12 protein-coding genes are annotated in these 13,302 nt (G+C 43.5%); 9 read left to right on the top strand and 3 right to left on the bottom strand.

The window, feature by feature from the left end; genetic code table 11:
• The coding region (locus R7Q41_RS18955; RefSeq protein ID WP_318144632.1) for a cadherin-like domain-containing protein at positions 1–1,273 on the bottom strand (1,273 nt) is incomplete at its 3' end.
• Positions 1,274–1,673: 400 nt separating this feature from the next.
• On the opposite strand from R7Q41_RS18955, the gene R7Q41_RS18960 reads away from it, so the two are divergent.
• From R7Q41_RS18960 to R7Q41_RS18985, 6 genes are all read left to right on the top strand, one after another.
• A complete protein-coding gene (locus R7Q41_RS18960) occupies positions 1,674–2,984 on the top strand; it encodes a TolC family outer membrane protein (protein ID WP_017821962.1) in 1,311 nt (436 codons plus the stop codon).
• 2 nt (positions 2,985–2,986) lie between these two features.
• Positions 2,987–3,601 carry an OmpA family protein gene (locus tag R7Q41_RS18965; protein ID WP_005377354.1) on the top strand — a complete coding sequence of 205 codons (615 nt, stop codon included), beginning with the start codon at positions 2,987–2,989 and terminating at the stop codon, positions 3,599–3,601.
• A gap of 175 nt (positions 3,602–3,776) precedes the next feature.
• Positions 3,777–4,130, top strand: a complete 354-nt coding sequence (locus R7Q41_RS18970; protein ID WP_005377352.1) for a DUF2750 domain-containing protein — start codon at positions 3,777–3,779, stop codon at positions 4,128–4,130.
• A gap of 187 nt (positions 4,131–4,317) precedes the next feature.
• Positions 4,318–6,288: a diguanylate cyclase domain-containing protein gene (locus tag R7Q41_RS18975; RefSeq protein ID WP_206959839.1), complete on the top strand. Its 1,971-nt coding sequence runs from the start codon at positions 4,318–4,320 to the stop codon at positions 6,286–6,288.
• Between the two features lie 87 nt (positions 6,289–6,375).
• On the top strand, positions 6,376–7,074 hold the full coding sequence (locus tag R7Q41_RS18980) for an IclR family transcriptional regulator (RefSeq protein WP_318144633.1): 699 nt from the start codon (positions 6,376–6,378) through the stop codon (positions 7,072–7,074).
• Positions 7,075–7,180: 106 nt separating this feature from the next.
• Positions 7,181–7,873: an SDR family oxidoreductase gene (locus tag R7Q41_RS18985; RefSeq protein WP_047102672.1), complete on the top strand. Its 693-nt coding sequence runs from the start codon at positions 7,181–7,183 to the stop codon at positions 7,871–7,873.
• Positions 7,874–8,071: 198 nt separating this feature from the next.
• Here R7Q41_RS18985 and dkgB read toward each other — a convergent pair whose 3' ends face one another.
• Positions 8,072–8,872, bottom strand: a complete 801-nt coding sequence (dkgB, locus tag R7Q41_RS18990; RefSeq protein ID WP_047102673.1) for a 2,5-didehydrogluconate reductase DkgB — start codon at positions 8,870–8,872, stop codon at positions 8,072–8,074.
• Positions 8,873–8,984: 112 nt separating this feature from the next.
• On the opposite strand from dkgB, the gene R7Q41_RS18995 reads away from it, so the two are divergent.
• Both R7Q41_RS18995 and R7Q41_RS19000 read left to right on the top strand, forming a co-directional pair.
• Positions 8,985–9,890, top strand: a complete 906-nt coding sequence (locus R7Q41_RS18995) for a LysR family transcriptional regulator (protein ID WP_005377343.1) — start codon at positions 8,985–8,987, stop codon at positions 9,888–9,890.
• 132 nt (positions 9,891–10,022) lie between these two features.
• Positions 10,023–10,928: a TIGR03571 family LLM class oxidoreductase gene (locus R7Q41_RS19000; RefSeq protein WP_047102674.1), complete on the top strand. Its 906-nt coding sequence runs from the start codon at positions 10,023–10,025 to the stop codon at positions 10,926–10,928.
• Positions 10,929–11,043: 115 nt separating this feature from the next.
• Here the strand turns inward: R7Q41_RS19000 and R7Q41_RS19005 are convergent, their stop codons facing one another.
• Positions 11,044–11,928, bottom strand: coding sequence for a LysR family transcriptional regulator (locus R7Q41_RS19005; protein WP_005377338.1), 885 nt, complete (start codon positions 11,926–11,928; stop codon positions 11,044–11,046).
• Positions 11,929–12,087: 159 nt separating this feature from the next.
• Here R7Q41_RS19005 and R7Q41_RS19010 point away from each other — a divergent pair, with 159 nt between their 5' ends.
• Positions 12,088–13,269, top strand: a complete 1,182-nt coding sequence (locus R7Q41_RS19010) for an MFS transporter (protein WP_017635963.1) — start codon at positions 12,088–12,090, stop codon at positions 13,267–13,269.
• Positions 13,270–13,302: the final 33 nt, after the last annotated feature.

Raw genomic sequence — 13,302 nt, forward strand, 5'->3', positions numbered from 1 at the left:
CCGTCGCTTGGTCAGTCAGTGCACCATCGCTAACGGTGTAAGTGATTTCAGCGTCACCATGGAAGTTCTCAGCCGGTATGAAGACCAGTTTGCCATCAACGATCTCAACTGTACCTTGTGTTTCAGGTACGGAAGCCGATTCAATCAACAGCGTATCGCCATCAATGTCGGTGTCGTTTGGCAGGACATCAACCGTTACTGAACTATCTTCCTCTGTAATTGTTGTATCATTAGAGGCAATAGGCGCATCGTTAACTGAGTTTACTGTTACCGAAACTTGAGCTTCATCCTCTAACTCACCATCTGTGATGGTGTAGCTAATCGTTGCATTACCGTTGAAATTTTCGGCCGGAGTGAAAACAAGCTTACCATCGATAATCTCAACGATACCTTGCTCTTCTGGTACAGAAACAGAGGTAATGATTAAATCATCACCTTCAATATCACTGTCGTTAGCGAGCACATCAATTACAACCTGGGAATCCTCGTCAGTTTGAATCGCATCATTAGTTGCTATTGGCGCGTCATTAACAGGCGTAATATCTAAGTTAGCAGTGCCATTAATAACACCGCCATCTTTATCAATAATGTCATAGGAGAATGACACTTCAGTGTCATCGTCAGCCTCTGGAATGTAAGTCCAAGATCCATCGCTGTTATCAATTAAGGTGCCATTCCCACTCTCAATAGTGACGTTTGTAATGACAAGAGTATCGGCATCATCAATATTGACGTTCGATAGTAATTCTTCAGTAGTTATCGTGATTGGATCGCTATCTTCCTCAACAGCGCTTAATGTCACTGGAGAATTAGTAAGTGGCTTACTTGAGCCATCCCCACTTGTCTCGATACCTGTTGTGAAGAAGTCATTTAAGGTCAACGCTTGAGTTTCAGATAAGCCGAGGGATTCTAAGCCAATAGTTTCAAAGTTTGTTGAGGCTAGCACTTCAGTACCATCTCGTACAATCGTGGCACTATTTTGCAAACTGGAGCCACTATTTTCACCCGCTGCAGGTGCGAGTTCTTCATCAATAGCAGAAGGGTCTTGACCTTGCTCAATAGCACTAATAATCTGTGCTACATCGTCTGAAATATCTTTTAAACCTTGCTCTTGAGCAAGCTGAATTTTCAGGTCTTGAGGCGCAGCATCTGTCATTGCCACTATCACTTCACCTGGTAGAGGCTGCTGTCCTTCTGCAAGGACTCTCAGCTGCCCATCCAAACCTATTACGACGACTTGATTACCGAGTGGCACTAATGCTGTACGATCCATATAAACCTTAACCCTAAATAACTGTCAAGTTTTTGACTAACAATACTAATTTGCTATATATTGCCCGAATATATAGTGCAATAACAGCAATTTGATGCTCAATAAAGTAATTATGTGTCATACATCAATAAGAATCCAGATGCATAAGTGTTTTATTTTATTAAAATCTGGACACACGTTCCTAGCTATTACCTCCATCTTTAATTTGAGATCTTAATTCAAGTTTTAGGCAGATTTAGTAGGTTGATTTATCAAAATTGAAACAAATGAACAGCGAATCAACAGGTTACTTCATCGCATATTAATGTTATTGTGCGCTAAATTATTGACGCCCTTATAAGTATTCCACTTATAAGCCCTATCACCTCGAGAATTTTTACCATTATCTAGGAGAATCACAGTGAAGTGGACTCGTGCCAACGCCTTTTGTATTGGTATGTTCACCGCTAGTCATGCGTTTGGGCAAACGCTAGAGCAAGCGGTTGAAAACACATTAAAAACCAATCCTGACATCAAAAGTGCGTTCAATGAATTCGTTAGCAAGCAGTATGTGAATGAAGCATCTGGTGGTGCTTACCTCCCATCCGTAGACTTAGATGCCGGTATCGGTTACGAAGGAATCAAACCCGCAGAGTCAGGGCGAGATTCAACCGACCTGACAAGAAAAGAAGCCACCGTGACACTAACCCAGCTAATATGGGATGGCTCAGCGACACTTAATGATATGGATCGAACAGCAGCTGATGCTGAATCGGTCCGTTATCAACTTCTAGCTGATGCCCAAGACACCGCTCTAGAGGTCGCGAAAGTTTATTTAGACTCAGTAAAAGCTTATGAAATTCTTACACTTTCCGAGAATAACTTGAAAGTGCATAAGAAGATCTATGAAGACATTAAAAAGCGAGTTAACTCAGGTATCGGTTCTACAGCAGACCTAACCCAGGTAGAGGCTCGTTTAGCAAAGGCTCACGGTAACTTGGTGGCAGCTCAGAACAACTTATATGACAGCCACACCACCTTTACACGCCTTGTCGGACAGTCACCACAAGGATTGATTTTCCCAAGAGCGGACCAAAACTTTATTCCCTACACCATCGATGAAGCGATTGACTTGGCATTCGAGTCACACCCAGTAATCAAAATCTCGGTAGCTGATGTGGACTCTGCAAAGTTCCAATACAAGCAATCTAAGGGAGCTTACTACCCAACGATATCGGTAGAAGCGGCTCAAACATGGCGTGATGATGCAAGCGGTATTGAAGGAAGCAGCGAAGAGACAACAGCAATGTTACGTATGCGTTACAACCTCTTTAACGGTGGTAGTGACGTAGCCAACGCTGAAAGTTTTGCCTACCAACTAAATAAAGCAAAAGACTTAAGAGAACGTGCATACCGCCAAGTCGAAGAAGGTCTTCGTCTATCTTGGAGTGCGTTAGATTTAACACTTCAACAAAAAGAGTTCCTAGCGGATCACGTAGATTCGGCCTCTGAAACTGTCATCGCCTACGAAAAGCAGTATCGCATTGGAAAACGCACTCTGCTGGACTTGTTAAATACTGAAAACGAACTTTTCGAAGCGAGAAAGAACTACTTGGATGCTCGATACTCAGAGCAGTACGCCAAGTACCGCGTTATGAACGCGACTGGCCAATTGTTAAATGCCTTGCGTGTCGATGTACCTACAGAATGGAATGAAAAGGTGGAGTACTGATCATGAAACCAGTGAAGATTCTATTTGCATTGGGTATGCTCGCCATCACTCAACACGTTGTTGCTGAAGACGAATATGAGTATCGTCCTGTACCAAATGCAGAACAAATAGCAGATTTGCAAGATGACGATAACGATGGTGTCATCAATGCTCGAGATATGTGCCCAGGTACACCTGAAGGCTCAGAGGTCGACAACGACGGTTGTGGAGAATACATTAAAGCATCAGATAACATGCAAGTGCGGATACTTTTTGCTAACGACTCTGATGAGATCAATCCAGTCTTCAGAAGACAAGTCCGAGAGCTTTCCGACTTTTTAAAAGAGTACCCTACTACTTCGATAGAGCTGCACGGCTATGCTAGTAAAGTTGGTGGTTCAAAGCATAACCAAGATCTTTCTGAAAGACGAGCACGCAATGTCCGTGAAGCCCTACTAAGCTACGACATCGAACCGAGTAGAGTCCGCATTGTTGGTTTTGGTGACACTCACTTAGCACAGCAAGGGACCGATGAAGTCAGCCATGCTTTAAATCGTCGAGTAACCGCATCAGTCGTTGGTTACAAAGGCGAGATAAAAAGAGAGTGGACAATATTCACAACTCTTCCAGAAAGGTAAAGTACCTGTTTTTGTTTGCTCTGCAAGCACAAAGCAAACAAAAACGAGTGAATACTTAACCTCAGAAAAGGAGCTTCGGCTCCTTTATTTTTACTCATTTCGACAACCGTATTATGCTTTAGGAATCGGCACTTTAGTGTTACTCTAACCACGTCATAACAACGAGAGTTTTGAAATGAGCAAACTTACATCAGATATCCAAGCGAACCTTGACCTTTTTGTTGCAGAAACGAAAGAAAACCAATTGGTTTGGGGTCTACGCAATGAAGAAGGTTGGCTATCTTGCGATTCAACTGAATTCGAAAACAGCGAAGTCATGCCTTTCTGGTCTTCTAAAGAAGATGCAGAAGCACATAATGTTGAAGAATGGGCAGATTTTACTGTACTAGAAATCCCATTAGATATCTTTGTTGAAGATTGGCTTTTGACTCTTGCTGAAGATGGTGTTCTTGTTGGAACTAACTGGAACGATCAGTTAGAAGGCAAAGAAATGGAGCCTCAAGACCTAGCAAAGCTTTACATTGATTAAAGATTTCTGACCTCAACTTTATGTTGAGGTCTTTCTTTTTTATGCCTCTTCTTTCAATATCTCGACCAAGTGCATAGTTTTACTACTCTTTTTCTTAGTACACCCAACTCAATCACAACGCTGATGCGTTAAAAGCGCTATGATAACTCAACTTTAAAGGCACCTTAAATTAAAGGCTCGTTTAAACATGCGCGTGCTCTATCCCTTGCTTGCGTCACTTTTGCTCACTCCAGTATATGCAAGCGACACTCAAGATATTGAACCAAACCAAAATATCACACAGTGGCACTCTGTCTACCAAACCACACTACGAAGCAACCCTGAGTCGGCATTGAGCATGCTTCAAGATCGCTACCATACAGCGAAATCGGACAGCGAAAAGCTCTACGTAAGTGGATTGATTTATGAATATATGTCAAACATAAATCAGCCTTACTACGGCAGCAGTCAAGTCTTAGACAACCCTTTTTCTCAATTAGAATCAGAATATATTCTTGCCTTAAATGAACGTAAGCATGGTAGTTACGAGGCCTCAGTAGATAGCTTTTCTTCTTTGCGACAGACAATGAAGAAAATATCCGATTCCGAAGGCAAGGCTCTGATGAACTATCAACTTTGTTATACGCTGAATCAACAAGGTCGTTATCACAAAGCAAACTTTTATTGCTCATCCTTAGAGAGCCACTTAAATCATAAGCATCAAGAAAACTTCCCTGTTGATCTCGCTTTGCGCGTGGTAGCAAATAACTACAATTACCGCGGTGACTATGAAAAAGCCTTAAGTTTGTATCGACAGTTGATGGCCAACATGTCGACGCAAAGCGATCCTTCAGGGATTTACAATGACGTCGGCAATTTACTTGCAGAGCTGGGGCAATTTGAACAATCAGAGCAATATCTCATTCAAACCTTACTGGTTCGCCAAGATGAAGGGACACCTCTTGAAGTTGCGCAAGTCGAACATAGTCTAGGAGCGATGTACAGAAAATCCAAAGAACTCGATAAGTCCATCAGCCACTACAAAAATGCATTAACGATTCTCGAACAACTTCATTATCCATACGGGCAAGGGTTGACCTATTTAGGGTTATCTGCTGCTTTGGCCGATTCTGGGCAATTGGATACCGCGGTAGATTACATTGGAAGAGCATTAAACATTGCCCAAACTTATGAGAATACGCACCTTGAAACAGAGGGTCATTTGGCTGCTGGATTGGCATATTTAAAGAACCATACACCCGAAAAATCGATTGAACACAGTACAATAGCGTTAAGATTAGCGGTAAAAAACGCTAGGCCCTTATTGCAAGCGCAAGCCCAATTACTCCTCTCAAAAGCATACCAAGCTCAAAATGATTACAAAAAGGCACTGGAGCATCACAAGGCCTACTCGACGATTGAACTAACGAACCGAGACGCGAGTAATATCAAGGCGTTAGAGGCACTAGATCTCACTAAAAAAGAGTATGAATATGATCTACAAGTCGCGCAGTTGAACAACGAAACTCTTCTAAGTCAGTACCAGTTTGAAAAACTCACAGACCAACAACGCACTTATAATTTTGTTGTTTTCTGTTTATTGATTCTCCTCGCTCTGGCATTGATGGTTCAGCGACAAACACGCTTAAAAGCCAAAATAGACAGCTTAACGTGTGCATTAAACAGAGCGGCAATTATAGAGACGATTAAAAGCCAAACCTCCAAAGCGGAAGGAGACTTCCGCTACGTTCTAGCATTAATCGATCTAGATGACTTTAAGGCGATTAATGATCAGTATGGTCATCCGACTGGCGACTTAGTACTACAACAGGTATGCAAAGCGCTTAAAGCTAAACTTAATAAGGGAGATTACTTGGGTCGTTTAGGTGGAGAAGAGTTTATCTTGCTATTGAAAAACGTCGATGAGATTGACGTTCCCTTTAGAATACAAAGTCTGCATAAAACAATTTCAGAAAAGAGTGTACATTCGCTTAATAACCATCAATTGAATATATCTGCGAGTCTGGCCTATCTATCAACCTCAATGCCACTCACCAACTTTGATGAGCTCTATTCGATATTAGACCAAGCGTTATACAATGCTAAGAAGCAAGGAAAAAACTCCCTTGTGGACGCATACAACGAGCCGATCAGTTTAAGTGCTGAGTATATTCTCTAATAAAACCAAACCACCAGCGTAGTGGTTTGTTATAGGTGGAAGCATCAGTAAGCCATTCAGATGCAACACCATCATCAAGGAGTCTTTGTGCCCAAGGCAAGAAAAAACATTCAGTCTCTAGAGCGAGGTTTTCTAATCCTCGAGTTGCTCTCGATGAGTGAGTCTCCCCTATCATTACAGACGATCAGTAATGCGATCCAGTTAAATAAGACGACTGTTCACGGGTTACTTGCGACTCTACACTCTCTTGGATATGTATCCAAACACAACCATAGCTACAGCCTAGGGTTTAGATGCTATGAACTGTCTAAGCCGATTGAACAAAAAAACGAAGCTATCCGACAACACTTTGTTCCATTGCTGAAAAAAATGGCCCAAATGACTAACAACACTGCTTACCTCGCTGTACAAAGTGGCGCTAAAGAGTACTTGTATATCGATGCTATAGAGCAGGATAACCCTCTTACTATCCGTAGCCCGAGAGGGAAACGAGAAGGACTCACAACATCTGCGATCGGCAAGGTTTTTCTTAGTTTTGATGATAAGCTTCGCCGAACATTGCGCCTTGAAAGCCAAATATCCCCCACGTTAGAAACTGAACTTAATCAGGTTGTATTATCAGGTTACGCACTCGATTTAGAAGAGGCAGAGCCAAACCTCAATTGCTTAGCGATCCCCCTTTACTTGGATGGTAAGGTCGTTGCTGTTGCAGGTGTCAGCGGTGCTGCCTCCGAACTGACGGTCACTAGGCTAAAACACTTTGCCAGCATCTTTCTCAAACTTTAAGATTTGACAATGTCGAATTCTAGGCCATTTTTATACTGTTTTGATTACATGCTTATACGTCGCCTCTAATATGGTCGTTGTTCAACTCAACAACGTAGGAGAAGCGATGTCTACTGTATTAATCACTGGCGCTAACCGTGGCTTAGGCTTGCAATTTGTCCGCCACTACCTTGGAAAAGGTTGGCAAGTTATCGCAACTTGTCGTTCACCAGAAAATGCTAAGCAGCTTAATGAACTAGTAACCCAACCCAATCAACTTCAACTGATGGCTCTAGACGTCACTAACCAACAAGATATCGATCAGTTAGCCACTCGATTAGCGGATCGTCCGCTCGATCATTTAATTCTGAATGCAGGTGTATTAGGCGAAGAGTGTGCAACGCTTGGCGAAATGACCCAGAAAAAATGGCTAGAAGTACTAAACATAAATACCGTCGCACCTGCCCTGCTAATTCAAGCACTACAAGACAACGTTGCGAAAAGTCAGCACAAAACCATCGTGGGAATCTCAACCCGAGTTGCGAGTTTAAGCGATAACAGTTCAGGTAACATGTACAGTTATCGAGCATCTAAAGCAGCGCTTAATCAGGTTCTAGTATCAGCAGCACGCAATCTCGAATCGCGAGGAGTAAAAACTGTCGCAGTTCATCCCGGCTGGGTAAAAACCGATATGGGCGGTGAGGACGCAACCTTTTCTGCCGAGGAAAGTGTTGCAGGCATTGTTTCGGTCGCAGAACAACTAACACTTGAGCTATCCGGAAGCTTCCGCGTATTTGATGGCTCTACAATCGAATGGTAACTGATCTCTAAATGACGTCTCCCGGCCAAATTGAAGGCCGGGAGAATACAGTAAACTAATAGGCCAAAAAGATAAAAGCTCGCACTATCGTCAGACAAGCGAGCCGTTATCGTCTATGGTGTTGTACTACCGTCAAACGCTGAGGAAGTCAGCGATTGCAGAGGTGTCATTTAGGCAATGATTTCCCGTGAAACTCACTCAATCATCCCACTCAGGCGCTAGCCCTTCAGGGTTTACTTCGCGGCCATTTCTTTCCAACGCATCTATCTTAGCAATCGCCTCTTCACTCAGATTAAGTTCAAGTGCTTTCAGGTTACTTGCCAAATTCTCTCGTTTAGTTGAAGACGGGATCACCGCGTAACCTTTTGACAGCGCCCAAGCAAGCGCGACTTGAGCTGGCGTGGCCTGATAGTCCTCAGCAATACCTGCAATAGTTGGGTCCCCAAGTACTTTCCCATATGCCAAGGTCATGTAAGACGTTACCTGAATATCGTTTTCCTGCATGAAGCTGACCAACTTACGATTTTGCAAATAAGGGCTAAGCTCGATTTGGTTAGTAACAATATTCTCTTTACCGACCACTTCTATCGCTTGTTGCAACAAGTCAATATTAAAGTTGGAGACGCCAATATTACGGGTTAACCCTTGCGATTTAGCTTCAAGTAATGAAGCCATGTATTCGCTCAAGTTATTGTTATTGCCAGGCCAGTGGATCAAGGTCAAATCCACATAATCTGTATTTAGCTTTTCTAAGCTCTCTTTTAGACTTGGAATGAGTTGTTCCGTGTTCATGTTATCAACCCAGATCTTGGTCGTAATGAATAGCTCATCACGTGCAATACCGGACTGTGTCAATACTTCACCGATTTCTGCCTCATTACCGTAAATCTGTGCAGTATCAATTACGCGGTAACCCACTTCTAACGCATTACGGACTGAATCCTTAACTACTTCACCCTCTAAACGAAACGTGCCGACGCCAAATGATGGTACTTTCATCTAAATCTCCTGAATTATCGATTTTATAGTTGATTCGAAGCAAAACTTTACGCCGCAAGAAACTTTCCGTAAAGTTAACAATACTCAAATCTAATTTGAAATATATTCAACAATGAAAGCTACTCTAGATGAAATGCGCACCTTTATGGCCGTGGTCGATACGGGTTCAATCAGCTCTGCGGCTGAACTGTTATCGATGACCGTCTCGGCGGTGAGTCGATCGGTATCTCGGCTAGAAGCCAAACTCGAAACGACTTTGTTAAATCGCACAACCCGTAAGTTAGATGTTACTAATGAAGGAACGATATACCTCGATAAAGTCAGACATATTGTAGAAGCAGTAGAGAATGCCGAAGCACAACTGAAAAGCCAGAAATATAAGCCCTCTGGCCTCCTACGAATAAACGCAGCTACCCCCTTCTTACTGCACGTACTAACGCCGCACATTGCTAAATATCAGAGCTTGTATCCAGAAGTCGAAATCGATCTCAATTCCAATGAGGAAAATATTAGCCTTTTGGGAACAAAAACCGATATTGCTTTTCGTATCGGTGAGCTACAAAACTCAACCATGCGCGCGATATTTCTTGGTAAAAGTCGGATTCGAATCGTCGCGAGTCCAGAGTATTTAAGACAACATGGTACTCCAACCTCAATAGATCAGTTACTCAATCACAAGCTACTTGGATTCAACAAGCCGGAGTATCTTAAGGAATGGCCGATCATGGATGATAAGAACAAACTTCTGCGTATTATGAGTAGCCTAAGATCTGATAATGGCGAGACGCTAAGGTGTTTAGCCTTACATGGTGCGGGGATAGCTTGCCTGTCTGACTTTATGACCTACTCTGACCGACAAGCTGGTCGCTTAGTGGGCGTGCTTAGTGAACACACGCATAATGTCGAACAGCCCGTTCATGCGGTGTATTACAAAAATGCCAGTACCTCACGCCGGATCAGCTCTTTTATTGACTTCATCAAGCAAGAAATCAAGGTAGAGAACCACCAGTTCCTTTAAAGACCACCGCTGTTTGTGGCAAAACACTTTTGTCTTTTTGCCGCTTTTTCTCACAACAAAAATCTCATAGTGTCCTGAATATCAGGGAGGCACCTTGCCTCCTAGTACTCACAGTAATAGTCAGGCTTCATAATGCATAAAGATTTAAGTAACAGATTCACCATCGGGGTTGAGCTCCCCCTAGATAATGACTGGACCCAAGAAGGCCAGAAAAAACGCCTGCTCCAACGAAAACCGTTCGGCGTACCAGACATGAGTGCACATAAACAGCGTATTATGTTAGCCGATAAGTTAGGCTTTAACGTAGCGTGGGTGAGAGATGTCCCGTTGTACGACCCTAACTTTGGAGACGCGGCACAAATTTATGAACCGTTCAGTTATCTTGGCTATCTCTCTGCGTGCACCGACAACATTCTACTAGGGACAGCAGCGATAGTATTACCGTTAAGACAACCTTGGCTAGTGAAAAAAGCCGCTGCGACCATCAACGAGTTAAGTGGTGACCGCCTGATACTCGGTGTGGCTAGTGGAGACCGTCCTAGTGAATATCCCGTTTTTAACGCTAACTTTGACAGCCGTGGCTCGGCTTTTCGAGAAAGTGTAGAGATTTTGAAAGATACGCAAAATGATAAGCTGGGTAACGATCTACAGTTATTACCCGAGTTTGCTGATATTCCTATCTATGTCGCAGGGTTAGCGCAGCAAAGTCCACAATGGATAGGAGAAAACCTAGACGGCTGGCTCGCCTACCCAGGCACACCTGATGATCATGAACACCGCGTTGTACTTTGGCGCTCCGTAGCGGGAAACAAACCCTACGCCAGCTTTATTCATCTTGATTTAGTCGATAACCCAAATGCACCAGTCGTTCGGCATCACTTTGGTATCCGGGCCGGAGTCAATGGCTTGAGCGATGAGCTAGAAAAAATGCAAGAAGCAGGAGTCAATCACATCGGGTTGCATTTCCGTCGTAATAGCCAACCAATTGAGAAATCAATGGAACAGATCGCTCAGTACGTGTTGCCACGCTTTAACTAAGATCAAATAAAAATATGTGCCACCTTACTAAGGGGTGGCACGCTAGGCTTGGCACTTGGAAAAACAAAAGCTGCAATAACGACAAAAATCTTTTGTTAAAACAACAATAATAGAGTTATTTTAAAGTAAGTCTTGGTTGAATAAAGTCGATGAACGCGGAAATACGTTTAGAGACTGAAGAAGATTTGTAGAAGACAGCATTGACCTGTTCTCGTCCAGTATTTGTGATTTTTTCCGATTCAAACAATGCCACTAACCGTCCAGAATCAAGATCATCTTTCACCATAAAGCCAGATAAACATGCAATGCCGTTCCCTGCCAGCACTAACTGTCTAACCGTTTCACCACTGCTGGATAGGATATCAGGCTCTATCATCTCAAACCCTCGTAATGGCCACTGATTTAACACTTTAGCGCCAGAAAAACCGATCAAGTTATGACTGCGCAAATCGCTCACCGCTTCAGGGAAACCTCGTTTAGATAAATAACCAGGCGTGGCAACGATAAATAGTGGGCTTGTTCCTAAAGGTTTAGCATGCAGTGTTGAATCCGATAATCGTCCAATACGTATTGCCACATCGGTTCTTTTTTCCAATAGATCCACAAAACCCTCATTAGAGGTAAGATCGAGTTGAATATCAGGATAAGCCTCTTTAAATGGCTGAATTAACGGCACGAGTTGATGTAAAACAAATGGGCTAGCGGCATCAACTCTTAAGCGCCCCTTGGGTAATTCACCTCGTGTGATGATCTCTTCTTCAGCTTGCTGTATTTGTAGTAAACCTAAGCGAACCGCTTCAACAAACTGATGCCCTTCCTCAGTAACTTCCACTCTGCGTGTCGTGCGATTCAGCAAGGTTACCCCCAACTGTGATTCAACTTTACTAACCGCACGAGATACCCTAGCAACTTGAATACCTAGTGCATCAGCAGCGGAAGAAAATCCACCACTATCCACAACTGCCATAAGAATCTCTAATTCATCTGATCGGGTTAACATTTCATCCCCTTTCTTAATTGCGCATTTCCATCATTTATAGCAAAAGTATTTTGTAATAAACACCATTTTTCGCAACGAATAACTCTTTAATAATACACGGCATGGAAACGGGCTATTCGTTTATCCATTCATATTCAATGATTATAAGAGAGAGTTGTTATGCCTTTAGCTTTACTTGCATTGACGCTTAGCGCCTTTGCTATTGGAACCACGGAGTTTGTAATTGTCGGTCTGATACCGACTATGGCCTCCGACCTCAACGTATCATTACCTTCAGCGGGTCTTTTAGTTAGCCTGTACGCACTTGGTGTCGCGGTTGGTGCTCCCGTTTTAACAGCGCTGACTGGTAACTGGAAAAGAAAGTACGTTCTGCTTTCTGTTATGGCACTGTTTGTTCTTGGCAATCTGTTAGCCTGGCAAGCACCTGGATACAACACTCTAGTCACAGCAAGGATACTGACCGGGCTTGCACACGGTGTGTTCTTTTCGATCGGCTCGACTATCGCCACTGGCCTAGTGTCAAAAGAAAAAGCCGCTAGCGCAATTGCTATTATGTTTACCGGTCTGACCGTAGCTCTAGTGACGGGCGTGCCACTTGGCACCTGGATTGGCCAGACATTTGGTTGGCAGGCAACCTTCCTAATCGTCGCGATCCTTGGAATCATCGCACTGATAGGAAGCGCTCTGCTAGTGCCGAGTAATCTGAAACAACCACCAGCAACCAAGCTGTCATCGCAAGTAAAAGTCTTGACTCAACCTCGTCTACTTTTGGTGTACGCAATCACCGCGCTCGGTTACGGTGGTACGTTCACAGCCTTCACTTACTTGGCTCCTATTTTGGAAGAAGTTTCGGGGTTTGGCTCTAGCGCTATCAGCCTAATTATGTTGGTTTATGGTGTATCAGTCGCATTCGGCAACATCTGGGGCGGAAAGATGGCCGACTCTATGGGGCCAATCAAAGCTCTGACAGCGATTTTCTCGGGCCTAATTGTGGTATTGCTCGTGTTTAGTGTCACAGCATTTAATCCAATTTCTGCAGTAGTGACCATTCTTGTCTGGGGTGCCTTTGCCTTTGGTAACGTTCCAGGACTTCAAGTTTATGTTGTCAAACTAGCAGAGAAATATTCACCTGATGCAGTCGACGTCGCTTCTGGTCTCAACATTGCTGCATTTAACGTAGGTATTGCACTGGGTTCTTGGGGCGGTGGCCTTATCGTGGCCAATGCTGGGCTGATGCACACACCTTGGATTGGCGCGATCGTAGTATTAGGTGCTCTACTACTAACCCGTTTCAGCGGAATGCTAGACAAGCGTGGAGAACAGCACGCAACGGCACACTGATTCACGTTCCAAATCGATAAAAATCACTTAAAT

This window comes from Vibrio sp. 2096, assembly GCF_033339595.1.
Classification (GTDB): Bacteria; Pseudomonadota; Gammaproteobacteria; order Enterobacterales; family Vibrionaceae; genus Vibrio; species Vibrio alginolyticus.